34 protein-coding genes and 1 riboswitch are annotated in these 20,611 nt (G+C 34.0%); of the genes, 5 read left to right on the plus strand and 29 right to left on the minus strand.

From position 1 onward, the window contains the following. The 17 genes from HXZ74_RS08660 to rpsH all read right to left on the minus strand — a co-directional run bounded on the left by HXZ74_RS08660 (window position 1) and on the right by rpsH (window position 11,504). Entirely contained in the window at window positions 1-2,646 is a 2,646-nt protein-coding gene (locus HXZ74_RS08660) for a YfhO family protein (RefSeq protein WP_286474893.1), read from the minus strand. Continuing rightward, entirely contained in the window at window positions 2,636-2,893 is a 258-nt protein-coding gene (locus HXZ74_RS08665; RefSeq protein ID WP_125349691.1) for a hypothetical protein, read from the minus strand. Before HXZ74_RS08665 ends, HXZ74_RS08660 begins: the two co-directional genes overlap by 11 nt. Window position 2,894: 1 nt before the next feature. Beyond that, the gene (locus HXZ74_RS08670) at window positions 2,895-3,965 is read right to left on the minus strand and encodes a DUF6263 family protein (RefSeq protein WP_260509516.1); all 1,071 of its coding nucleotides are present in this window, start codon (window positions 3,963-3,965) and stop codon (window positions 2,895-2,897) included. Between the two features lie 229 nt (window positions 3,966-4,194). Then, entirely contained in the window at window positions 4,195-4,668 is a 474-nt protein-coding gene (rplQ, locus tag HXZ74_RS08675) for a 50S ribosomal protein L17 (RefSeq protein ID WP_038335555.1), read from the minus strand. Between the two features lie 12 nt (window positions 4,669-4,680). Next, complete coding sequence (locus HXZ74_RS08680) at window positions 4,681-5,673, minus strand: DNA-directed RNA polymerase subunit alpha (RefSeq protein WP_038335552.1); 993 nt, start codon at window positions 5,671-5,673, stop codon at window positions 4,681-4,683. 22 nt (window positions 5,674-5,695) lie between these two features. Next, a complete protein-coding gene (gene rpsD, locus HXZ74_RS08685) occupies window positions 5,696-6,298 on the minus strand; it encodes a 30S ribosomal protein S4 (protein WP_114999018.1) in 603 nt (200 codons plus the stop codon). A 47-nt stretch (window positions 6,299-6,345) separates the two neighbouring features. Beyond that, complete coding sequence (rpsK, locus tag HXZ74_RS08690; RefSeq protein ID WP_019974178.1) at window positions 6,346-6,735, minus strand: 30S ribosomal protein S11; 390 nt, start codon at window positions 6,733-6,735, stop codon at window positions 6,346-6,348. A gap of 11 nt (window positions 6,736-6,746) precedes the next feature. Continuing rightward, complete coding sequence (gene rpsM / locus HXZ74_RS08695; RefSeq protein ID WP_125349692.1) at window positions 6,747-7,124, minus strand: 30S ribosomal protein S13; 378 nt, start codon at window positions 7,122-7,124, stop codon at window positions 6,747-6,749. A 12-nt stretch (window positions 7,125-7,136) separates the two neighbouring features. After that, entirely contained in the window at window positions 7,137-7,253 is a 117-nt protein-coding gene (gene ykgO / locus HXZ74_RS08700; RefSeq protein WP_013598490.1) for a type B 50S ribosomal protein L36, read from the minus strand. A 75-nt stretch (window positions 7,254-7,328) separates the two neighbouring features. After that, a complete protein-coding gene (gene infA, locus HXZ74_RS08705) occupies window positions 7,329-7,544 on the minus strand; it encodes a translation initiation factor IF-1 (protein WP_019974180.1) in 216 nt (71 codons plus the stop codon). Between the two features lie 22 nt (window positions 7,545-7,566). Then, window positions 7,567-8,937 carry a preprotein translocase subunit SecY gene (gene secY / locus HXZ74_RS08710; protein WP_038335544.1) on the minus strand — a complete coding sequence of 457 codons (1,371 nt, stop codon included), beginning with the start codon at window positions 8,935-8,937 and terminating at the stop codon, window positions 7,567-7,569. Between the two features lie 15 nt (window positions 8,938-8,952). After that, window positions 8,953-9,408: a 50S ribosomal protein L15 gene (rplO, locus tag HXZ74_RS08715; protein ID WP_114999016.1), complete on the minus strand. Its 456-nt coding sequence runs from the start codon at window positions 9,406-9,408 to the stop codon at window positions 8,953-8,955. A 30-nt stretch (window positions 9,409-9,438) separates the two neighbouring features. Further along, entirely contained in the window at window positions 9,439-9,618 is a 180-nt protein-coding gene (gene rpmD, locus HXZ74_RS08720) for a 50S ribosomal protein L30 (RefSeq protein WP_038335538.1), read from the minus strand. Between the two features lie 11 nt (window positions 9,619-9,629). Further along, window positions 9,630-10,151, minus strand: coding sequence for a 30S ribosomal protein S5 (gene rpsE, locus HXZ74_RS08725; protein WP_114999014.1), 522 nt, complete (start codon window positions 10,149-10,151; stop codon window positions 9,630-9,632). Between the two features lie 16 nt (window positions 10,152-10,167). Further along, a complete protein-coding gene (rplR, locus tag HXZ74_RS08730; protein ID WP_286474895.1) occupies window positions 10,168-10,521 on the minus strand; it encodes a 50S ribosomal protein L18 in 354 nt (117 codons plus the stop codon). A 13-nt stretch (window positions 10,522-10,534) separates the two neighbouring features. After that, entirely contained in the window at window positions 10,535-11,080 is a 546-nt protein-coding gene (rplF, locus tag HXZ74_RS08735; protein WP_286474898.1) for a 50S ribosomal protein L6, read from the minus strand. 22 nt (window positions 11,081-11,102) lie between these two features. Continuing rightward, on the minus strand, window positions 11,103-11,504 hold the full coding sequence (rpsH, locus tag HXZ74_RS08740) for a 30S ribosomal protein S8 (RefSeq protein ID WP_019974187.1): 402 nt from the start codon (window positions 11,502-11,504) through the stop codon (window positions 11,103-11,105). 287 nt (window positions 11,505-11,791) lie between these two features. Then, a riboswitch (TPP riboswitch) is annotated at window positions 11,792-11,884 on the plus strand. Window positions 11,885-11,966: 82 nt separating this feature from the next. Between rpsH and thiM the strand changes: the two genes are divergently transcribed. From thiM to HXZ74_RS08765, 5 genes are read left to right on the plus strand one after another with little or no spacing between them, the layout of a single operon-like run. Then, window positions 11,967-12,770 carry a hydroxyethylthiazole kinase gene (gene thiM, locus HXZ74_RS08745; protein ID WP_038335529.1) on the plus strand — a complete coding sequence of 268 codons (804 nt, stop codon included), beginning with the start codon at window positions 11,967-11,969 and terminating at the stop codon, window positions 12,768-12,770. Further along, window positions 12,760-13,419 carry a thiamine phosphate synthase gene (gene thiE, locus HXZ74_RS08750; RefSeq protein ID WP_038335526.1) on the plus strand — a complete coding sequence of 220 codons (660 nt, stop codon included), beginning with the start codon at window positions 12,760-12,762 and terminating at the stop codon, window positions 13,417-13,419. Before thiM ends, thiE begins: the two co-directional genes overlap by 11 nt. After that, window positions 13,394-14,230, plus strand: coding sequence for a bifunctional hydroxymethylpyrimidine kinase/phosphomethylpyrimidine kinase (thiD, locus tag HXZ74_RS08755; RefSeq protein ID WP_038335524.1), 837 nt, complete (start codon window positions 13,394-13,396; stop codon window positions 14,228-14,230). The genes thiE and thiD overlap by 26 nt, the downstream gene beginning before the upstream one ends. Further along, window positions 14,214-14,876: a thiaminase II gene (gene tenA / locus HXZ74_RS08760; RefSeq protein WP_038335522.1), complete on the plus strand. Its 663-nt coding sequence runs from the start codon at window positions 14,214-14,216 to the stop codon at window positions 14,874-14,876. Before thiD ends, tenA begins: the two co-directional genes overlap by 17 nt. Further along, window positions 14,861-15,496 (plus strand): HAD family hydrolase, encoded by a 636-nt coding sequence (locus HXZ74_RS08765; RefSeq protein ID WP_038335520.1) that lies wholly within the window; start codon window positions 14,861-14,863, stop codon window positions 15,494-15,496. The genes tenA and HXZ74_RS08765 overlap by 16 nt, the downstream gene beginning before the upstream one ends. Before the next feature lie 71 nt (window positions 15,497-15,567). Here the strand turns inward: HXZ74_RS08765 and rpsN are convergent, their stop codons facing one another. From rpsN to rplW, 12 genes are read right to left on the minus strand one after another with little or no spacing between them, the layout of a single operon-like run. Continuing rightward, window positions 15,568-15,837 (minus strand): 30S ribosomal protein S14, encoded by a 270-nt coding sequence (gene rpsN / locus HXZ74_RS08770; RefSeq protein ID WP_019974193.1) that lies wholly within the window; start codon window positions 15,835-15,837, stop codon window positions 15,568-15,570. Window positions 15,838-15,843: 6 nt separating this feature from the next. Beyond that, on the minus strand, window positions 15,844-16,407 hold the full coding sequence (rplE, locus tag HXZ74_RS08775; RefSeq protein ID WP_038335516.1) for a 50S ribosomal protein L5: 564 nt from the start codon (window positions 16,405-16,407) through the stop codon (window positions 15,844-15,846). A 2-nt stretch (window positions 16,408-16,409) separates the two neighbouring features. After that, window positions 16,410-16,724, minus strand: a complete 315-nt coding sequence (rplX, locus tag HXZ74_RS08780; protein ID WP_038335509.1) for a 50S ribosomal protein L24 — start codon at window positions 16,722-16,724, stop codon at window positions 16,410-16,412. A 9-nt stretch (window positions 16,725-16,733) separates the two neighbouring features. Continuing rightward, on the minus strand, window positions 16,734-17,102 hold the full coding sequence (rplN, locus tag HXZ74_RS08785; RefSeq protein ID WP_019974196.1) for a 50S ribosomal protein L14: 369 nt from the start codon (window positions 17,100-17,102) through the stop codon (window positions 16,734-16,736). An 8-nt stretch (window positions 17,103-17,110) separates the two neighbouring features. Continuing rightward, a complete protein-coding gene (gene rpsQ / locus HXZ74_RS08790) occupies window positions 17,111-17,365 on the minus strand; it encodes a 30S ribosomal protein S17 (RefSeq protein WP_019974197.1) in 255 nt (84 codons plus the stop codon). Window positions 17,366-17,381: 16 nt separating this feature from the next. Continuing rightward, window positions 17,382-17,570, minus strand: a complete 189-nt coding sequence (gene rpmC / locus HXZ74_RS08795) for a 50S ribosomal protein L29 (RefSeq protein WP_038335494.1) — start codon at window positions 17,568-17,570, stop codon at window positions 17,382-17,384. A gap of 22 nt (window positions 17,571-17,592) precedes the next feature. Further along, window positions 17,593-18,012 (minus strand): 50S ribosomal protein L16, encoded by a 420-nt coding sequence (gene rplP, locus HXZ74_RS08800; protein ID WP_038335490.1) that lies wholly within the window; start codon window positions 18,010-18,012, stop codon window positions 17,593-17,595. Between the two features lie 36 nt (window positions 18,013-18,048). Continuing rightward, window positions 18,049-18,771: a 30S ribosomal protein S3 gene (gene rpsC / locus HXZ74_RS08805; protein ID WP_019974200.1), complete on the minus strand. Its 723-nt coding sequence runs from the start codon at window positions 18,769-18,771 to the stop codon at window positions 18,049-18,051. 4 nt (window positions 18,772-18,775) lie between these two features. Further along, window positions 18,776-19,192, minus strand: coding sequence for a 50S ribosomal protein L22 (rplV, locus tag HXZ74_RS08810; RefSeq protein WP_019974201.1), 417 nt, complete (start codon window positions 19,190-19,192; stop codon window positions 18,776-18,778). 9 nt (window positions 19,193-19,201) lie between these two features. Further along, window positions 19,202-19,480, minus strand: a complete 279-nt coding sequence (gene rpsS / locus HXZ74_RS08815; protein WP_019974202.1) for a 30S ribosomal protein S19 — start codon at window positions 19,478-19,480, stop codon at window positions 19,202-19,204. A gap of 3 nt (window positions 19,481-19,483) precedes the next feature. Next, entirely contained in the window at window positions 19,484-20,308 is an 825-nt protein-coding gene (rplB, locus tag HXZ74_RS08820) for a 50S ribosomal protein L2 (protein WP_038335472.1), read from the minus strand. Between the two features lie 15 nt (window positions 20,309-20,323). After that, window positions 20,324-20,608 carry a 50S ribosomal protein L23 gene (rplW, locus tag HXZ74_RS08825; protein ID WP_038335466.1) on the minus strand — a complete coding sequence of 95 codons (285 nt, stop codon included), beginning with the start codon at window positions 20,606-20,608 and terminating at the stop codon, window positions 20,324-20,326. Between the last annotated feature and the right edge of the window lie 3 nt (window positions 20,609-20,611).

The following is a 20,611-nucleotide window of genomic DNA, read 5'->3' on the forward strand; positions in this document are numbered from 1 at the left end:
TTAAGCCTTTTCAGCGGCTAAGTTTAAATTCTCTTTTGTAGAACATTTTTTATATCCCAAATAAATACCTCCAGCCACAACGATTAAAAGTAAAATATTCGAAACAATCACAATCATATTTCCAGTAGAAATAACTTGTGGTTTAAATTCCATCACGATTGTGTGATTTCCTTTCTGTACAGGAACTGCACGCAAAACATAATTCGCTTTTTCGATCGGAACTTCTTTTCCATCAACGGTTGCAGTCCATCCATGTGGGTAATAAACTTCTGAGAAAACAGCAATTTGATCTGCGTTAGAAGAAGATTTATACGTCATTTTCATCGGTGAATAATCAACCAATTCAATTTTAGAATTAGCATCTGCCGAAACATTTAAGTTTTTATTCTCAACCAAATCTTTACGTAAAATAACCGTATGATCAACTGGTGTAGAATTTATCGCTAAAATTTCATCATTTGCATTTTCTGTCCATTTAATATTTGAGGCTAACCACGCACTTCCCAAAGCTGTAGGATTTTGCTGCACTTGTGGCTCAGTAGGACTTCCATGAATAATGTATTTCGTATTCATCATATTCAATACATTAATCAAACCTGTTTCATCTTTGATTCCGTATTTTTTCAATTGTGGATCTTGCGAAAAATAGATATCCACAACATCTTGGTATTTTCCTAATTTCGCTGCATGATAACCACCAATTGAAGGAACAAAATATGAAGTTCCAGCTTCGTTAAATGTACTCAAAACTGTGTTGTATACACGGAAATGTGATTTATCTTGTTTAGATATATTTGACAATAAATTGTTCAACGGAACTTTGTAAGCAATTTGCGCTACATTATTATTGTTCTGAGCTTCGGTTTGTAAACGAGGTGACATTTCTGTTGGGAAAGGATTGTCAACAATGTATTTAGACACAAAATTATCTTCGTTCAAATATCTTTTATTCACCGTAAATCCATCAATAAAAGCCAACGCACCAATCGCTAAAATAACGATAATTGGTTTTTTGATAAACTTGAATAAATAGGCCAACAACAAAGCCATTGTGAACAAAACAAAAATCAATGTACGTACTGTATCCGCTTTAAACATTGCAATTCTATCTTGAATTAATGCTTCATCCAATCGTTTAATTAATCCATCCCAAAGTCCGATTGCATTTGGATTTGCTTGCTGAATTTGTCCGATTAATTGTTCAGTCATTAATTTTTCGTTCTCTGATGTAAATGGAAAAATCATTCCACCGAATAAGAAGAATATAATTAAAATTCCAACTGTAGAACCACCAGCTATATAAAGTACTTTCTTTTTGAATTCATCTGATTCGTCAGAATTAAAGAAATAATATAAAGTCAAAATTGCTAAGAAAGGCATTGTAAATTCGGCAATTACCAAGATTGATGATACAGCGCGAAACTTATCATACATCGGGAAATAATCAATAAATAAGTTCGTAACGAATGGTAAATTTTTACCCCATGCCAAAATGAAACTTAGAATCGTTGCTCCAACTAACCATTTTTTATAGGTCGCGTATTTTCCACGTACCATAAACATTCCGATAATAAACAAGAAAACGACTACAGCTCCCTGATAAGCTGGACCAGAAGTTCCTGGCTGATCTCCCCAATATGCACTTCTCGGTTGACTTGCCACAGCTTGAAAAACTTGCTGATTGAACTCGTCTTCACCAAGACTATATTGAGTATTTTGTAATTCTGATGTATAATTCTTTAAATCTTCTGGATTCGTTTGCGAACCACCCCCCATCAAATTTGGAATAAAAAGATTTAATGTTTCTAATTTTCCATAACTCCATTGTGTGATATAATCGTGATCTAATCCGTTCGAATTCTTTTTCAACAAGGTCATCTCAGATTTCCCACGAGTCGTTTCTTTACTATATTCGTAAGTTGACAATAATCGATTTGCATTCAATCCTGCTGCAATAATTACAGCGACAACTACTAATGCAGATGATTTTAAGAAATCTGGTAATTCTTTTTTCTTTAAACTATCAATAAATTGAACAATTGCAAAAACCAACAACGCTAAAAACAAATAGAACGTCATTTGAATGTGATTGGCTTGTAATTGCAATCCCATAAACAAGGTTGTGAGTACAAAACCTGCAATGTATTTTTTGCGATACAATAGAAGAATTCCAGCAACCAAAGGCGCGAAATACCCAATTGTATGTAGCTTTCCGTTATGTCCGGCTGCAATTAATTCGAAATAATACGAACCAAATGCAAAGAAAATTGCACCGACTAAAGCATATTGCCACTTTTTGAAAAGCGTTAAGCCAAGAATAAAAAATCCTGTAAACAACAAGAAAATGTAATCTGCTGGACGCGGTAAAAATCTGAATGCGCCATCAATGGTTTTGATGATATCAAAACTATATTTCGCACCAGTTTGATAGGTTGGCATTCCACCAAACATCGCATCAGACCAATAGACATTTTCTCCTGTTTTGTCTTGATACGTCAACATTTCTTGCGCACTACCCTTGTAGTTGATAATATCAGGCTGAATAACAGATTTTCCCGATAAAACTGGTGAACAATACACCAATGCAATCACTGCAAAAAGCAGCAATGAGATAAGAACGTAGAGTAAATTCTTTTTATTTTTCATCCTTTTTTTCTTCGATTATTTCGTAATCCACCGTTTCGGCGTCTATATTATATTTCGGTTTGTCGAAAGATGTGTTTGGTTTCGATTCGTTGTACGAATCATTTGAGTTTTGGCTCTGATTATAAGCATTTCTTTGCTGATTAATTGCTTCTTGAAAAACCTTTTTCACTGCAAATACTTTTCTTAAAAATCTAAAAATCGTTAAGAAAATAATACTTAAAATTATAATCCAAATAATTGTTTTCATTTTAGTTAACTGTTGTGACAGTTGTAACCGACTCAGTCATCGTTTGTTTTTGACCTTGCGCTTCTACTGTACGTTTTAATGTTTCCTTTTTCGTTAAATTAACTTTGTTGATCCAACCAGATTTTGTATCCAACAAAATTTTTCCATCTACATTCGCACTACTATTCGCAGACATTGTAACACCTTGCTGCGACTCATTACCTTTCAAACTTTGCGTTCCATTTACAGTAATTGTCGTATTTGCAGGCTCAACACTTGCTAAAGTTCTCTTCATCGAAATATTTCCTTTCATTGGACCTTGATCAATTTTTTGACTATCGCTCCAAGATTCTTTAAGCGCTAAAGTTTTGTTAGGAAAAATATTCATCGTTTCTTCAAATTGAGAAGAAATTGCTTGTTTGTTTAATGAATTATCGATAATCTGTGTAAAGAATTTAAATTCTTCTGCACTTACTTGAGTTTTTACAGAATTTAAAATTGATTTTTTAATTTCATCTAATCCATCAACGCTTACAACTTTTCCTTTCTGATCAACTTTCATTGTATACGTTTTTCCTGTCATAGCTTTGTAAATCGACCAAGAAACCGCAATATCTTTGTTCGCTGGTTTCGCAGCATTTGTGTCATACGAAATTGATTTTCCCGAAGGATCTGTCATTTTCTCGCTATATTGTTTAGATTTCACTTCTAATGTATACACACCATCTTTGAAATCTTTTACCGTATAATCAATTTGTTTTTTACTTTCGCTTGACATTTTTTGAGATTGTTTCCCATCCGAAGCCGTGTGAGTTGTTTTGATTCCCAACGTCATTGGATAAGTCTTTCCTATCTCCAAATTGTATTTGTAAGCATATTTGTCATCTGCACCTTTTGTTATTGCTACAACTTCTGGTTCAGCAAGCGTTTCAGCAACATTCAAAGAATCTGTTGTTTCCGTTTTGGCAACTGTATCACCTTTTTCATTCACAATTAATTCTTTTCCGTCTTTATCTTTTCCTACGACTTTATCATCTTTTTTACATGAAACAACTGCCATTGCGACAGCCATCATGAATAGTAATTTTTTCATATCAATTTTATGTTTGATAGTTGGTTTATTGCCAAAATCAATCCAAAAATAAGGATTTTAGTTGATTTTTTAACATTAAGATTTTAAAACAATCATATCTAGAAAATTAGATGATTGAAAAGAATTTATTGTCAATCTAGAAAATTATAAAGTATTACAAATTGTCATAATTAATAAATACAAAAAAAGCCTCCCAAATTGGGAGGCTTTTACTATATAATCGAATAGATTATGCTTCTTCTGTACTTTCAGTTTCAGCAGCTGGTGCAGCTTCTTCTGTTTTAGTACTTTTTTTACTACGACGTGTAGTTGCTTTTTTCTCTACTTTCGCGTTAGTGTAGATATCATTGAAATCTACTAACTCGATCATTGCAGTATCAGCACCGTCACCTAAACGGAATCCAGTTTTGATGATACGAGTGTATCCTCCTGGGCGATTTGCAATTTTAGGAGCTACAGTTCTGAATAATTCAGTTACAGCTTCTTTATCTTGTAAGTATGAAAATACAACGCGACGGTTGTTAGTATCGTCTGTTTTAGACTTTGTCAATAAAGGCTCAACATATGTTTGTAATGCTTTAGCCTTTGCTACTGTTGTGTTAATTCTCTTGTGAGTAATCAACGCTATAGCTAAATTAGATAATAAAGCTCTTCTATGAGAGGCAGTTCTACCTAAATGGTTAAATTTTTTTCCGTGTCTCATTTTTTAATAAAATTATTCTACGTCTAACTTATATTTTACGATGTCCATTCCAAAGTTAAGACCTTTGCTGTCCACCAATTCTTCTAACTCTGTAAGAGATTTCTTACCAAAGTTTCTGAATTTCATTAAGTCAGACTTAGCGAAAGAAACTAATTCGCCTAATGTTTCAACTTCAGCTGCTTTTAAACAATTTAATGCTCTTACTGATAAATCCATATCTACCAATTTTGTTTTCAATAATTGGCGCATATGTAATGCTTCTTCATCATAAGTTTCACCAGATGCAACTTCTTCCGCTTCTAATGTAATTCTCTCATCTGAGAATAACATAAAGTGGTGAATTAAGATTTTAGCTGCTTCAGTTAAAGCATCTTGAGGTGTTATAGAACCATCTGTTGTAATTTCAAAAACTAATTTTTCGTAGTCAGTTTTTTGTTCTACACGATAGTTTTCAATTGCGTATTTTACATTCTTAATTGGAGTGTAAATTGAGTCAATTGCTATAGTACCGATTGGCGCAGAAGCCTTTTTATTCTCATCAGCTGGTACGTATCCTCTACCTTTTTCGATTGTAAATGTAATTGTTACGTTTACTTTAGCGTCTAAGTTAGCGATAACTAATTCAGGGTTTAAAACTTGGAATCCAGAAATAAATTTCCCTAAATCACCTGCTGTTAATTGATCTTGCCCTGAGATAGTAGCAGTTACAGTTTCAGCATCTGATTCATCAATTTGTTTCTTAAAACGAACCTTTTTCAGATTTAAAATGATCTCTGTAACATCTTCCACTACTCCTGGAATAGTTGAAAATTCGTGCTCAACTCCTTCAATTTTGATTGAAGTGATCGCATATCCTTCTAATGAAGAAAGTAACACTCTACGTAGAGCATTTCCAACTGTAATCCCGTATCCTGGCTCTAATGGACGGAACTCGAATTGTCCGAATTTAGAGTCAGACTCTACTAAGATTACTTTGTCAGGTTTGATGAAATTTAAAATAGTCATTTTATTAGTCTGATTTTAAGGTTTATTTAGAATATAACTCGACGATTAATTGCTCTTTAATATCTTCTGGAATTTGAACTCTTTCTGGAGCTTTTGTGAAAGTTCCTGATTTTTGTTCGTCGTTCCAAATTAACCAATCGTACTCGCTACGTGCGTGTAAAGAGTTTGTGATTGCAGTTAAAGATTTAGATTTTTCTCTAACAGCGATTACATCACCAGCTTTTAATTGGTAAGAAGGGATGTTCACGATTTCTCCGTTTACAGTTACGTGTTTGTGAGATACTAATTGACGTGCAGCACTACGTGAGTTTGCGATACCTAAACGGTAAACTACGTTATCTAAACGAGATTCACATAATTGTAATAATACTTCACCTGTAATTCCTTTAGAAGCATTTGCTTTTTTGTATAAGTTAGCAAATTGACGCTCTAAAATACCGTAAGTATATTTTGCTTTTTGTTTTTCAGTTAACTGAATAGCGTATTCTGATTTTTTAGCTCTTCTTTTGTTAGGTCCGTGTTGCCCTGGAGGATATTTCTTTTTCTCAAAAGATTTATCGTCACCGAAAATTGGTTGTCCAAATTTTCTTGCAATTTTAGTTTTTGGTCCTGTATATCTTGCCATGATTTGTTACTATTAAATATATTAAATAATTAAATTGAGAAAAATGATTATACTCTTCTCTTTTTAGGTGGACGACATCCATTGTGTGGTAATGGAGTAACATCAACGATTTCAGAAACCTCGATACCACCGTTATGAATTGTTCTAATAGCAGATTCACGACCTTGACCTGGTCCTTTCACGAATACTTTTACTCTTCTTAATCCTGCTTCGTATGCAACTGTTGTTGCATCTTGAGCAGCTACTTGAGCAGCGTAAGGAGTGTTCTTTTTAGATCCACGGAATCCCATTTTACCTGCTGAAGACCAAGAGATAACTTCACCGTTTTTGTTTGTTAAAGTAACGATAACGTTGTTAAACGATGCTTGAATATGAGCTTGTCCAGTAGCTTCAATAACTACTTTTCTTTTCTTTACTACTTTCTGATTTTTTGCCATGATCCTATTTATTATTTAGTGGCTTTTTTCTTGTTAGCAACTGTTTTCTTTTTACCTTTTCTTGTACGTGAGTTATTTTTTGTTCTTTGACCACGTAATGGTAAACCTAATCTGTGACGAATACCTCTTTGACATCCGATATCCATTAAACGTTTGATGTTTAATTGGATTTCTGATCTTAATTCACCTTCTACTTTGAAAGTTTCATTGATCGATGCACGGATTGCGTTGATTTCTTCATCAGTCCATTCGCTAACTTTTGTATCTTCTGAAATGTTATTTTCAGATAAGATTTTAGAAGCACTGCTTCTTCCGATCCCGTAAATGTATGTAAGTCCGATTACCCCTCTTTTGTTTTTAGGTAAATCTACACCTGAAATTCTTGCCATAATTCTAAATAATTAACCTTGTCTTTGTTTAAACTTAGGATTCTTTTTGTTGATCACATACAAACGTCCTTTACGACGCACAATTTTACAGTCAGCACTTCTCTTTTTAATGGATGCTCTAATTTTCATCTTTGTAAATTTATTTATAATCCGATAGAGTTAACGTATCTACATTAACTCTACCACCAGTCGTTATTATTTCTTTTAGTATCTGTAAGATATTCTACCTTTCGTTAAATCGTAAGGAGACATCTCTATTTTAACTCTATCACCTGGTAATAATTTGATATAGTGCATACGCATTTTACCAGATATGTTACATGTTACAACATGTCCATTTTCTAATTCGACACGGAACATTGCATTTGATAATGCTTCTGTAATCGTACCGTCTTGTTCAATATGTTTTTGTTTAGCCATAAATCTTTTTAATAAAATCTTATTAGATATCTCTTGAAGTTCTACCTGAAGACATTAAACCATCGTAACGGTGATTTAATAAATATGTATTAATTTGTTGTACAGTATCTAAGATAACTCCCACCATAATTAACATTGATGTACCTCCAAAGAACATTGCTAAGCTCTGTTCTACACCTAATAATTTTACAATCGCTGGCAAAACAGCAAGCAAAGTTAGTAAAATTGCTCCAGGTAACGTAATTTTTGATAAAATTTCGTCTAAAAAATTTGCAGTTTCTTTTCCAGGGCGGATTCCAGGGATGATTCCTCCGTTACGTTTTAAGTCTTCAGCCATTTGGTTTACTGGGATTGTGATCGCAGTATAGAAATAGGTGAAGATAATAATTAATAATCCGAAGATCAAATTGTATTCCCACGTAAATGGATCTGCCATTTTCGCGAAGAATGCTTTTACTGGACTTCCTTCGTCTAGAAAATAGTTTGCCAATGTTCCTGGTAAAAACATAATTGCTTGCGCGAAGATAATAGGCATTACACCTGCTGCATTAACTTTAAGTGGAATATATGAGCGTACAGAGTCTGTAACTGATCTCATATATGAGCTACTTGAAGTTTGCGCTCTTCTTACATATTGTACTGGTACTTTACGCACCGCTGCAACAATCATAATACACATTGCAATAACTAGGATTAACCCTAACATTTCTATCAAGAAGAAAATACCGTTTGAAGGGTCTACTTCAAATGCATTAAATATTGCTTTTGGTAAGTCGGCTAGGATACCAACCATAATTAAGATTGAAATACCGTTACCTATACCTTTGTCAGTAATTTTTTCTCCCATCCACATGGCAAAGATTGTCCCTGTAATCAAAATGATTGTTGAAGGGAACCAGAACCAAAAGTTGGTTGGAGGAATTACATAGATAGCATATGATGAAGTTGGATCGTAAGGTAAAATTTGAGAAGTTACTAATGTAAGGTATGCTGGTGCTTGCACCAAACAAATCCCGATTGTCAACCATCTCGTAATTTGATTTACTTTGTTACGTCCGCTTTCTCCTTCTTTTTGTAGTTTTTGGATGTAAGGTACTGCTAATCCCATCAATTGTATAACAATCGAAGCAGAGATATAAGGCATAATTCCTAACGCAAATACGGAAGCTCTCTTAAAAGAACCTCCGGTAAAAGAGTTTAATAATCCTAAAATTCCTGAATTTGCATTTTCTTGGTCTGCAACAAAACGATTAACCTCGTTAATATCGACACCTGGAAGTGGAATATGAGAACCGAATCTATAAACCAACAATAGAAGGATAGTTACAAGTAACTTATCCTTCAATTCTTTTATGCTCCAGATATTTTTTATGGTCTGTATAAACCCTTTCATCTATAAAATATATTCTTAAGCGTTAACTAATTCTACTTTACCTCCTGCATTCACAATAGCTTCTTGAGCTGTTTGAGTGAATTTATCAGCAGTAACATTAACAGTTGCTTTTAACTCTCCACGACCTAAGATTTTAACTAAGTCATTTTTGTGAGCTAATCCTAACTGAACTAATGTTTCTTTGTTTAAAGTATCTGTAATTTTATTGTTATCAACTAATTGTTGAATTGTATCTAAATTGATTCCAGTGTACTCAACTCTGTTGATGTTTTTGAAACCAAATTTAGGTAAACGTCTTTGTAAAGGCATTTGTCCACCTTCGAAACCGATTTTTCTTGAATAACCAGAACGAGATTTAGCACCTTTGTGTCCACGACCTGCTGTCAAACCGTTTCCACTACCTTCACCTCTACCTTTACGGAATTTATTTTGTACTGAACCAGCAGCTGGTTTTAAATTACTTAAATTCATTTTTAATAATTTTTAAAAGGTTAAAAGCGATTAAGCTCTTTCTACTACTACTAAGTGTGAGATTTTACGGATCATTCCTTCAATTTGAGGAGTTGATTCGTGCTCAACAACTTGATTCAACTTTTTCAAACCTAAAGCAACTAATGTAGCTTTTTGAGATTTATCACGGTTGATTGCACTACGTGTTTGTTTTACTCTTACTTTGCTCATTTTACTTTTTTTTAACCGTTGAATACTTTAGTTACAGAAATACCTCTTTGACGAGCAATAGTTTCTACAGAACGTAAGCTTAATAAAGCACGGAATGTAGCTTTTACTGCGTTGTGAGGGTTAGAAGAACCTTTTGATTTTGATAATACATCATGTACACCAACTGATTCTAATACCGCACGTACTGTACCACCTGCAATTACCCCTGTACCTTTAGATGCTGGACGGATGAATACTTGCGCACCACCGAAACGAGCTTCTTGTTCGTGAGGAATTGTGTTGTTAAACAATGGGATACGTACTAAGTTTTTCTTAGCATCTTCGATAGCTTTAGCGATTGCAGAAGCTACATCTTTAGATTTCCCTAATCCGTAACCTACTACTCCGTTTCCGTCACCTACTACTACGATTGCAGAGAAACCAAATGCTCTACCTCCTTTTGTTACTTTAGTAACACGTTGTACTCCAACTAAACGATCTTTTAAATCTAAACCTGTTGGTTTTACTCTTTCTACGTTTTTAAATCCTAACATAATTTCTTTCTCTTTTTTAGAATTTTAATCCACCTTCTCTAGCTCCATCAGCTAAAGCTTTGATTCTACCATGATACACGAAACCGTTACGATCAAAAACTACAGTTTCAATTCCTTTTGCAACAGCTTTAGCAGCTAATGCTTTACCAACTGATGCAGAAACTTCAGATTTTGTACCTTCTACAGCAACACCTTTTTCACGAGATGATGCAGAAGCTAAAGTTACTCCATTGTTATCGTCAATAATTTGAGCGTAAATTTCTTTGTTAGAACGGTAAACTGATAAACGAGGTTTAGTTTCTGTTCCAAAAATATTTCGACGCACGCGTCTTTTTATTTTTTGTCTTTTTTCTACTTTAGATAATGCCATTTTTCAATGATTTTTATGCAGATTTACCTGCTTTTCTTCTAATAATTTCTCCTACGTATTTAATTCCTTTTCCTTTGTAAGGCTCTGGCTTACGGTAAGAACGAATTTTCGCTACGATCATTCCTAATAATTGATTATCATGAGATGATAATGTAATAATAGGGTTTTTACCTTTTTCTGTTAAAGTTTCAACTTTAATTTCTGTAGGTAATTCAATAACGATATTGTGAGAGAAACCTAATGACAAATCTAATTTTTGTCCGTTGTTAGATGCTCTATAACCAACACCAACTAATTCTAATTGTTTTTTGAAACCTTCTGTTACACCAGTAATCATGTTATTGATTAATGAACGGTATAAACCATGTAAAGCTTTGTTATCTTTAGAATCGTTTGGACGAACTACAGTTAAAACTCCGTCTTCGATTTTTAAATCAAATCCTTCTTTTAACTCTCTTGTCATTGTAATGTTGTTACCTTTTACAGTAACTACGTTATCTTTAAATTCAACAGTTGCTGCAGCAGGGATGTTGATATGTGCGTGTCCTATTCTTGACATAATTTCTTAATTTTTTAAAAGATTAATAAACAAAACATAAAACTTCACCACCTACATTCTCTTGACGAGCTTGTTTATCTGTCATCACACCTTTAGAAGTTGAGATGATAGCAACACCTAAACCGTTTAATACACGAGGTAATTCTTTAGATCCTGCGTATTGACGTAAACCTGGAGTTGAAGCTCTTTTGATTTTACGGATAGCTGGCTCTTTAGTAACTTTGTCGTACTTTAAAGCGATTTTGATTGTTCCTTGAGGTTGATCTTGTCCTTCGAATTTGTAGTTCAAGATGTAACCTTGTTCAAATAAGATCTTAGTGATCTCTTTTTTAATTTTAGATGCAGGGATTTCCACTACTTTGTGTCCTGCCATCATTGCATTTCTAACGCGAGTTAGAAAATCTGAAATTGGATCTGTATACATAAATAATTCTATAGTATAGCGCGTAAGCACTACTTTTAAAATTAAACTTTTACCAAAATGCACTATGCATTTGGGTTGCAAATATATTGCATATTTTTTAATTACAAACTATTAATCTAAATAATTTATTTTTAATCGTTTTATAACTAGGGATTAAGACAAAACATGAAACTCAATCTTTATATTTATTTATCTTTTTAATCGATCTCAACAATTAATTCTTGATGTAATCTTCTATTTTTATTCTTAAAAAATAGCTGAAAGTCAAAACAATTTATATAAATTTGATTTGGCTTTAGGGGTATTCTGAAAAGAATTGAGAGAGTCCCTTTGAACCTGATACGGTTAACACCGACGTAGGGAAAAGCAATATCTATGCAATTATTTAATATTTGCAACGCTTTATTTTCAAAGAAAATCCTCTTTAGCCATTAATTGTTTCATCTAAAAAATTATCAATTAATGGAAAATCTAATTATTCAAAATTTACATGCTGTCCGGACAAAAAATCCGCTTGTTCACAACATCACCAATTTTGTGGTGATGAACAATACTGCAAATGCTCTTTTGGCAATTGGAGCATCGCCTGTTATGATACATGCACACAAAGAAGTGGAAAATATCGTCAAAATCTCAAATGCATTAGTCATCAATATCGGAACTCTTGATGATTATTGGGCAGAAAGCATGCTAATTGCAGCAAAAAAAGCAGATCAACTGAATAAACCTTGGGTATTAGACCCTGTTGGAGCTGGAATTTCAACTTTCAGAAATGAACTTATAAAAGAACTGCTTCGCTATCATCCTACTGTCATAAGAGGAAATGCTTCAGAAATTTTAACTTTAGATACCTTCGAAGCTGTTCAGGGAAAAGGAGTCGACAGTACACATCAAAGTAATCAAGCGATAAAAGCAGCACACAATTTAAACCAGAAAATTGGATCTGTTGTTTGCATTTCAGGTGCTTCAGATTTTATTGTATCCAACAATCCGATAATTGAAATTAAAAATGGTCATGAATTGATGACTAAAGTTACTGGTTTAGGTTGTTCAGCAACAGCTAGCATCGGTGCTTTTATTGGCCTTAATAAAAATCCTTTCCTCGAAACGGTTAGCGGCATGGCCATATTTAGTTTAGCAGGTGAATTGGCACAGAAAAAAAGTAATGGCCCAGGAACCTTACAAATGAATTTGTATGACACGTTATACCATATATCTGCAGAAGAAATTCAAACAAATTTGAAAATCTCAGTTTATGAAGATTAATCCAACTTTTCCTTATCCTTTGTATTTAGTTATTTCTGAAAAAGATTGTACGCATCTTCATTGGTTAGATGTTGCAGAGCAAGCAATTATAGGTGGGGTTGATATCATTCAGCTTCGGGAAAAAAATTGCACTGTCAGCGAGTATATTTCAAAAGCTACAATATTAAAAAAAATTACGGACCACTACAATATCCCTTTGATTATTAACGATTCATTAGAAGTCGCAACCGCTGTTAACCCTTGGGGAATACATGTCGGGCAGTCAGATATATTACCTTCTGAAATTCACAAAAATGCACAAGCTCTAAAAAATATTGGTTGGTCTTTAGAAATTATCAAACAGTTGAATGATGATGAAATGAAATATGTACATCATTTAGGGGTAAGTCCAATATTTTCGACTCCAACAAAAACCAATACGATTACTGAATGGGGTTTTGAAGGATTAAAATTTTTGAAAACTAAAACATCAAAACCATTGATTGCAATTGGCGGAATTAATGAAAGTAATATTGCTAAAATCATACAAGCCGGTGCAGATAGTGTTGCAATTGTTTCTGCAATTTGCGGAAGCAAAAATCCAAAAAAATCTGCCCAAATTTTAAAACAAATTATTAACGAAAATGAATACCATCCAAAAAGCATATAGTGTCTTAACAATTGCCGGATTTGACGGAAGCGGTGGCGCTGGCATACAAGCTGATACCAAAACAATTTCCGCTCATGGCTGTTATGCAACAAATGTATTGACAGCCTTGCCTGTTCAAAATACACAAGGCGTACAAAATATTTACGAAATTCCTGCACAAGCAATTCGTGAACAAATTCAATCCATATTAGAGGATATTTATCCTGATGCAATAAAAATTGGAATGGTTCATAGTGTTGAATTGGTTCATATCATTTCAGAGGAATTAAAAAATTACAATAGACCGATTGTTTATGACCCTGTCATGGTTGCGACAAGTGGACATCGGTTAATCAAAGAAGAAACACTTGAAGCTTGCATAGAAAAGCTTTTTCCTTTGGCCACGCTTATCACGCCAAATCTTGATGAAGCAAGTATTTTGGTAAATCATAAAATTGATTCTGCTGAATTGATGCTTTCTTATGGAGAAACGATTTTAAATTTAGGTTGTCAGAATCTTTTATTAAAAGGCGGACATCTTCAGCAAGAAAAAATTATCAGTTATTTATTTCAAAAAGAACAACCTGTACAAAGTTATACCTCTCAAAAAATAGAGACAAAAAATACGCATGGTTCAGGCTGCACACTATCTTCTGCAATTGCGTGTAATTTAGCTTTGGGGGTTTCACTCACACAAAGTGTACAACTAGCACAAGAATATGTTGAACAAGCAATATTAGGAAGTAAAGACCTAACAATTGGAAAAGGAAATGGACCTCTTAATCATTTATTTAATCCACAAAAATTAAAAACCTATGACATTCACAACTAAAGCTTGGGAAACCATCGCGCCTATTTACAATGATATTCTAAATATGCCTTTTATAATTGAATTGCAAAATGGGTCATTACCAATAGAGAAATTTCAGTTTTACATGTTACAAGATGCAAAATATTTGGAACATTTTGGGCGAGTATTAGCTGCCATTGGATCAAAATCTGAAGACAATCAACAAGCCATTGACTTTTTCGAATTCGGAAAAAATGCATTAATTGTTGAACGTGCTTTACACGAATCCTATTTTGAGGATTTTGGATTATCGCAAAACATCATCATCGAAACACAACCTGTTTGTCACCATTATTCACATTTCTTAAAAAGTACAGCTGCATTCGAACCTATTGAAATTGCATTAGCTGCTGTTTTGCCTTGCTTTTGGATTTATAAAGAAGTTGGTGATGAAATCATCAAAAATCAAACAAAAGAAAATAATCCATATCAAAAATGGATTGAGACCTATAGTGGAGATGAATTTGGTGAAGGTGTAAAAAAAGCGAAAAGTTATGTTGATAAGATTGCAGAAGGAGCAACTGAAAAAATAAAAGAACAAATGCTAGAAGCTTTTGTCAAAGCAAGCGAATTAGAATTTCAGTTTTGGAATGCATCTTATGAAAATATCACATGGGAAAGAAAATAAATGCCATCTTTTTTGATTTTGATGGGGTAATCGTAAATAGTCAACAATTATGGGAGCTGATGTTTGATGAAGTCATTAAAATATATCGGTTGGATACGATATGTTTGGTAGAAAATGACGGAATGAATTTCACAACAAATGAAGCAATCCAATTGATGTTAGAAAATCAGCAACGCTTTACAAATCATTTGTACGAGGAAATAATCGATTGGACAGAAAAATTTTATGTCGAAAACTTTCATCAGTTTGTACAATTAAATGACCACGTTGCTGAGATGTTGGAACATTTAAAAGCCAATCAAATTCAAATTGTTCTTGTTTCCAATTCCTCTAGAAGACAAATTAAGTATGCTTTTCAACAATTAAAACTTCATTCCTATTTTGATCACACTATTTCAGCAGATGATGTTTCAAAAGGCAAACCAAATGCAGAACCTTATTTAAAAGCTTTATCATTATGCGAAAAGCAAAAGGAAAAAGTTTTAGTTATCGAAGATTCACTCACCGGAATTAATTCAGCAAAAGATGCTGGTTTAAATTATAAAATTTACAACAATTCAGATTTTTGTCTTCAGCCAAATTACATAGCTGATTTTAGGGAATTGATCAAAGAAATATAAACCTTACAAAAACAAAAAAATCCTTACTCAATAAAGAGTAAGGATTTAATATTTCTAAAGCTATTGGTAAATTACCAAGACGCTTTTTTAACACCTGGGATTAACCCTTCGTTCGCCATTTCGCGGAAAGTTACACGAGAGATCCCGAAAGTTCTCATGTATCCTCTTGGACGACCTGTTAATTTACAACGGTTGTGTAAACGTACAGGAGAAGCGTTTTTAGGTAATTTTTGTAATGCTTCGTAGTCACCAGCTTCTAATAAAGCTTGACGTTTCGCAGCATATTTAGCAACTAATGCTTCTCTTTTGCGCTCACGCGCTTTCATTGATTCTTTAGCCATGACTTCTTATTTTTCTTTAGTAAATGGTAATCCGAATTTAGATAATAAAGCTTTAGCTTCTTTATCTGTGTTCGCTGAAGTTACAAAGGTAATATCTAAACCTTGAATTTTCTTGATTTTATCAATATTAATTTCTGGGAAGATAATTTGTTCTTTGATACCTAAGTTATAGTTACCTCTACCGTCGAAACCTGTAGAAGAAATACCGCTAAAATCACGTACACGTGGTAAAGCTGCAGATACTAAACGGTCTAAGAATTCATACATTTTCTCACCACGTAAAGTTACTTTAGCCCCAATTGGCATTCCTTTACGTAATTTGAAAGCTGCTTCATCTTTCTTAGAAATTGTTCCTACTGCTTTTTGACCAGTGATTAATTCTAACTCTTCGATAGCGTAATCAACGATTTTTTTGTCAGCTGTAGCAGCACCTAAACCTTGAGATAAAACAATTTTCTCTAATTTAGGAACTTGCATAATAGATTTGTATCCGAACTCTTCTTTAAGAGCAGCTACAATCTCTTCTTTATATTTAACCTGCGGACGAGGTGTGTATGTTGTTGTACTCATTCTTAAATAGCTTTACCAGATTTTTTAGCAATTCTTACTTTTTTACCTCCTTCTTCTTTGATCGCTACTTTCGTTGCTTTCCCAGTTTCTGGATCTACTAAAGCCAATTTACATAAATAGATTTGAGCTTCTTTTTCAACAACTCCACCTTGTGGATTTTGTGCGCTTGGCTTTACACGTTTTTTTGCAATATTAACCCCTTCAACGATAGCTTTAGCTTTGTCAGGGAATACGCGTAACACAGTACCAGTTTGACCTTTGTTAGATCCTGATAATACGACTACTTTGTCTCCTTTTTTAATTTTTAACTTTGCCATGTTGTTCTATTATAATACCTCTGGGGCTAATGATACAATTTTCATATATTCTTTATCACGTAACTCACGAGCAACTGGACCGAATACACGAGTACCACGCATTTCTCCTTGAGTGTTCAATAATACACATGCATTATCGTCGAAACGGATATATGAACCGTCTTTTCTACGAACTTCTTTTTTAGTTCTAACTACAACAGCTTTTGATACAGCACCTTTTTTAACGTTTCCTGAAGGTGTAGCTTCTTTGATCGCAACTACGATTTTGTCACCTACTGATGCGTATCTTCTTTTAGTACCACCTAAAACGCGGATTACTAATGCTTCACGAGCTCCTGTGTTATCTGCAACTTTTAATCTAGATTCTTGTTGTAACATAACTTATCTTATTTAGCTCTTTCAATGATTTCTACTAATCTCCATCTTTTGTTTTTAGACAAAGGACGAGTCTCCATGATACGCACTGTGTCACCTTCGTTACACTCGTTATTTTCGTCGTGCGCTGTATATTTCTTCGTTTTTAAAACGAATTTCCCATAGAATGGGTGCTTTTGCTTCTTAGTTTCAGCTACAACAATGGTTTTTTCCATTTTGTTTGATGTAACTAAACCTACTCTTTCTTTTCTTAATTTTCTTTCCATCAGTTACAGATTACTGTTATGATTGTTTTTCGTTTAACACGGTATTCAAACGAGCAATTGTTCTGCGTAAGTCTCTAATACCGATTGGATTTGCTACAGGAGAAACAGCGTTTGTCAATTTTAATTGATCGTAGTTCGCTTGTTCTTCAGCTATTTTAGCTTGTAACTCCTCAACACTTAGATTTCTAATATCTGCTGCTTTCATTTTTTCTTAATTTTTGAAATTATTAATTTTGGAAATCACGTGCAACGATAAACTTAGTCTTAACAGGTAACTTCTGAGCTGCTAAACGCAATGCTTCAGTTGCAACCTCTACTGGCACACCTCCTACTTCGAATAAGATACGACCTGGTTGTACAGGAGCTACCCAATATTCTGGTGCACCTTTACCTTTACCCATACGTACCTCTGCTGGTTTCTTAGTAATTGGTTTATCTGGAAATATTTTAATCCATAATTGACCCTCTCTCTTCATGAAACGAGTTGCAGCAATACGAGCTGCCTCGATTTGACGTGCTGTAATAAACGCTTCGTCTAAAGATTTGATCCCGAAAGTCCCGTAAGCTAATTGAGTTCCTCTGTGAGAAACACCTTTCATCTTACCTTTTTGGGTTTTTCTAAACTTTACTCTTCTCGGTGATAACATATCTACTTAATTCTTTATGTTAGTTGTTAAACTAAATTATCGCTTTCTATTATTAGATCTTTCACCTCCCTTTCTGTTGTTGTCAGATTTTTTTTGTTTTTTCTGTAATCCAACTAAAGGAGATAATTCTCTCTTACCATATACCTCACCTTTCATGATCCATACTTTGATCCCTAAACGACCATAAGTTGTATGAGCTTCTGAAATGTGGTAATCAATGTCTGCACGGAATGTAGACAAAGGAATACGTCCATCTTTATAAGTTTCAGAACGTGCCATCTCTGCACCGTTTAAACGACCAGAGATTTGAACTTTGATTCCTTCTGCGTTCATTCTCATTGCTGATTGAATTGCCATTTTAATAGCACGACGGTAAGAAATACGATTCTCAATTTGACGAGCGATACTATCCCCTACTAAGATTGCATCTAATTCTGGTCTCTTAATTTCGAAGATGTTAATTTGAACCTCTTTACCAGTGATTTTCTTTAACTCTTCTTTTAATTTGTCAACTTCTTGTCCACCTTTACCAATAATGATACCTGGACGAGCAGTAGTTACAGTTACTGTAACTAATTTTAAAGTACGATCGATGTAAATACGAGAAACTCCGGCTTTAGACAAACGTGCTCTTAAATAAGTACGAATTTTTGCATCTTCTGCAATTTTATCACCGTAATCATTTCCACCGTACCAGTTAGAATCCCATCCTCTGATGATTCCTAAACGATTTCCGATTGGATTAGTTTTTTGTCCCATATTCTTAATCTTGTACTTTTTGTTTATCTTCTTTAGTTCCTAAAACCAAAGTTACATGGTTTGAACGTTTTCTGATTCTATGTGCTCTACCTTGAGGTGCAGTACGAATTCTTTTTAATTGACGTGCACTATCAACAGAGATTTCTTTAACATATAATCCAGCTTCTTCAACATCAGCTCCTTCATTTTTGATTTGCCAGTTAGCGATAGCGCTTAATAACAATTTCTCTAAACGGATTGAAGCGTGGTTTTTAGTATATTTTAAAATACCTAAAGCTTTTTGAATTTCAACTCCACGGATAATATCTACTACTAATCTCATCTTACGAGGAGAAGTAGGAACATTATTTAATTTCGCAAAAGCTACCTGCTTGTTAGCTTCTTTGATTCTTTCGTTACTTAATCTTTTTCTAGATCCCATGGCCCTTTACTATTTTTTTCCTTTGTTTTTAGCTCCGGCATGACCTCTAAAAGTACGTGTAGGAGCGAACTCACCTAATTTATGACCTACCATATTCTCAGTAACATAAACAGGAATAAATTGCTTTCCGTTGTGTACTGCGATTGTTTGACCAACAAAATCAGGAGAAATCATTGATGCTCTTGACCATGTTTTGATCACGTTTTTGCTACCGCTTTCTACGTTAGCAAGAACTTTCTTTTCTAATTTATAGTGGATGAATGGTCCTTTTTTTAATGAACGTGCCATAAATTATTTTTTTCTTCTTTCAACAATATATTTGTTAGACGCTTTCTTCTTGTCACGAGTTTTGTAACCTTTCGCTGGAATACCGTTACGAGAACGAGGGATACCTCCTGTCGCACGACCTTCACCACCACCCATTGGGTGATCTACAGGGTTCATAACCATTGGACGAGTTCTTGGACGACGACCTTGCCATCTAGAACGACCAGCTTTACCAGAAACTTCTAACTGATGGTCTGTGTTAGAAACAACACCTACTGTTGCTTTACACTCCACTAAAATCATTCTTGATTCACCACTTGGTAACTTAACGATAGCATATTTACCATCACGCGCAACTAATTGAGCATAAGTACCTGCACTTCTTGCCATAACTGCTCCTTGCCCTGGACGTAATTCAATACAAGAGATTACTGTACCTAATGGCATATTTTTAAGCTTCATAGCATTACCTACTTCTGGTTCTACGTTTTCACCTGAAACAATTACTTGTCCAGCTTTCAAACCATTTTGAGCAATAATGTAACGTTTTTCACCATCTTCGTAAGATAATAAAGCGATGAATGCAGTTCTGTTTGGATCGTATTGTACAGATTCTACAGTTGCAGCACCTTCTTTATCACGTTTGAAGTCGATGATACGATATTTTTGTTTGTGTCCACCACCGATATAACGCATTGTCATTTTACCAGTGTTGTTACGTCCACCCGATTTAGATTTTCCTTCAACTAATGTCTTTTCTGGCTTAGCATTTTTATCTACTGCCGCAAATTCATTAACCACTCTAAAACGTTGTCCCGGGGTGATAGGTTTTAATTTTCTTACTGACATTTTTTAATTCTTAAATTATCCGAACAACTCTATTTCTTGACCTTCAGCTAAGCTAACGATCGCTTTTTTCAACTTATTTGTTTTTCCAGTTTGAAAACCTGTTTTTGTGTAACGAGTTTTTACTTTTGGAGCAGATACTAAAGTACTAACAGAAACTACAGATACACCGTAAGTTTTTTCTACAGCTTCTTTAATTTGAATTTTGTTAGCTTTTGTGTCTACATAAAACGAATATTGCCCTAACAACTCACTGTTATTAGTTGCTTTTTCTGAAATTACTGGTTTAATTATGATTCCCATTTT

The organism is Empedobacter sp. R750, from assembly GCF_030324345.1.
Classification (GTDB): domain Bacteria; phylum Bacteroidota; class Bacteroidia; order Flavobacteriales; family Weeksellaceae; genus Empedobacter; species Empedobacter falsenii_C.

What these genes read in the sequence shown, in the direction of transcription:
- HXZ74_RS08660 (WP_286474893.1), bottom strand. Translation starts at nt 2,646, where the DNA reads ATGAAAAATAAAAAGAATTTACTCTACGTTCTTATCTCATTGCTGCTT.
- HXZ74_RS08665 (WP_125349691.1), bottom strand. Translation starts at nt 2,893, where the DNA reads ATGAAAACAATTATTTGGATTATAATTTTAAGTATTATTTTCTTAACG.
- HXZ74_RS08670 (WP_260509516.1), bottom strand. Translation starts at nt 3,965, where the DNA reads ATGAAAAAATTACTATTCATGATGGCTGTCGCAATGGCAGTTGTTTCA.
- rplQ (WP_038335555.1), bottom strand. Translation starts at nt 4,668, where the DNA reads ATGAGACACGGAAAAAAATTTAACCATTTAGGTAGAACTGCCTCTCAT.
- HXZ74_RS08680 (WP_038335552.1), bottom strand. Translation starts at nt 5,673, where the DNA reads ATGACTATTTTAAATTTCATCAAACCTGACAAAGTAATCTTAGTAGAG.
- rpsD (WP_114999018.1), bottom strand. Translation starts at nt 6,298, where the DNA reads ATGGCAAGATATACAGGACCAAAAACTAAAATTGCAAGAAAATTTGGA.
- rpsK (WP_019974178.1), bottom strand. Translation starts at nt 6,735, where the DNA reads ATGGCAAAAAATCAGAAAGTAGTAAAGAAAAGAAAAGTAGTTATTGAA.
- rpsM (WP_125349692.1), bottom strand. Translation starts at nt 7,124, where the DNA reads ATGGCAAGAATTTCAGGTGTAGATTTACCTAAAAACAAAAGAGGGGTA.
- ykgO (WP_013598490.1), bottom strand. Translation starts at nt 7,253, where the DNA reads ATGAAAATTAGAGCATCCATTAAAAAGAGAAGTGCTGACTGTAAAATT.
- infA (WP_019974180.1), bottom strand. Translation starts at nt 7,544, where the DNA reads ATGGCTAAACAAAAACATATTGAACAAGACGGTACGATTACAGAAGCA.
- secY (WP_038335544.1), bottom strand. Translation starts at nt 8,937, where the DNA reads ATGAAAGGGTTTATACAGACCATAAAAAATATCTGGAGCATAAAAGAA.
- rplO (WP_114999016.1), bottom strand. Translation starts at nt 9,408, where the DNA reads ATGAATTTAAGTAATTTAAAACCAGCTGCTGGTTCAGTACAAAATAAA.
- rpmD (WP_038335538.1), bottom strand. Translation starts at nt 9,618, where the DNA reads ATGAGCAAAGTAAGAGTAAAACAAACACGTAGTGCAATCAACCGTGAT.
- rpsE (WP_114999014.1), bottom strand. Translation starts at nt 10,151, where the DNA reads ATGTTAGGATTTAAAAACGTAGAAAGAGTAAAACCAACAGGTTTAGAT.
- rplR (WP_286474895.1), bottom strand. Translation starts at nt 10,521, where the DNA reads ATGGCATTATCTAAAGTAGAAAAAAGACAAAAAATAAAAAGACGCGTG.
- rplF (WP_286474898.1), bottom strand. Translation starts at nt 11,080, where the DNA reads ATGTCAAGAATAGGACACGCACATATCAACATCCCTGCTGCAGCAACT.
- rpsH (WP_019974187.1), bottom strand. Translation starts at nt 11,504, where the DNA reads ATGTATACAGATCCAATTTCAGATTTTCTAACTCGCGTTAGAAATGCA.
- thiM (WP_038335529.1), top strand. Translation starts at nt 11,967, where the DNA reads ATGGAAAATCTAATTATTCAAAATTTACATGCTGTCCGGACAAAAAAT.
- thiE (WP_038335526.1), top strand. Translation starts at nt 12,760, where the DNA reads ATGAAGATTAATCCAACTTTTCCTTATCCTTTGTATTTAGTTATTTCT.
- thiD (WP_038335524.1), top strand. Translation starts at nt 13,394, where the DNA reads ATGAATACCATCCAAAAAGCATATAGTGTCTTAACAATTGCCGGATTT.
- tenA (WP_038335522.1), top strand. Translation starts at nt 14,214, where the DNA reads ATGACATTCACAACTAAAGCTTGGGAAACCATCGCGCCTATTTACAAT.
- HXZ74_RS08765 (WP_038335520.1), top strand. Translation starts at nt 14,861, where the DNA reads ATGGGAAAGAAAATAAATGCCATCTTTTTTGATTTTGATGGGGTAATC.
- rpsN (WP_019974193.1), bottom strand. Translation starts at nt 15,837, where the DNA reads ATGGCTAAAGAATCAATGAAAGCGCGTGAGCGCAAAAGAGAAGCATTA.
- rplE (WP_038335516.1), bottom strand. Translation starts at nt 16,407, where the DNA reads ATGAGTACAACAACATACACACCTCGTCCGCAGGTTAAATATAAAGAA.
- rplX (WP_038335509.1), bottom strand. Translation starts at nt 16,724, where the DNA reads ATGGCAAAGTTAAAAATTAAAAAAGGAGACAAAGTAGTCGTATTATCA.
- rplN (WP_019974196.1), bottom strand. Translation starts at nt 17,102, where the DNA reads ATGTTACAACAAGAATCTAGATTAAAAGTTGCAGATAACACAGGAGCT.
- rpsQ (WP_019974197.1), bottom strand. Translation starts at nt 17,365, where the DNA reads ATGGAAAGAAAATTAAGAAAAGAAAGAGTAGGTTTAGTTACATCAAAC.
- rpmC (WP_038335494.1), bottom strand. Translation starts at nt 17,570, where the DNA reads ATGAAAGCAGCAGATATTAGAAATCTAAGTGTTGAGGAGTTACAAGCT.
- rplP (WP_038335490.1), bottom strand. Translation starts at nt 18,012, where the DNA reads ATGTTATCACCGAGAAGAGTAAAGTTTAGAAAAACCCAAAAAGGTAAG.
- rpsC (WP_019974200.1), bottom strand. Translation starts at nt 18,771, where the DNA reads ATGGGACAAAAAACTAATCCAATCGGAAATCGTTTAGGAATCATCAGA.
- rplV (WP_019974201.1), bottom strand. Translation starts at nt 19,192, where the DNA reads ATGGGATCTAGAAAAAGATTAAGTAACGAAAGAATCAAAGAAGCTAAC.
- rpsS (WP_019974202.1), bottom strand. Translation starts at nt 19,480, where the DNA reads ATGGCACGTTCATTAAAAAAAGGACCATTCATCCACTATAAATTAGAA.
- rplB (WP_038335472.1), bottom strand. Translation starts at nt 20,308, where the DNA reads ATGTCAGTAAGAAAATTAAAACCTATCACCCCGGGACAACGTTTTAGA.
- rplW (WP_038335466.1), bottom strand. Translation starts at nt 20,608, where the DNA reads ATGGGAATCATAATTAAACCAGTAATTTCAGAAAAAGCAACTAATAAC.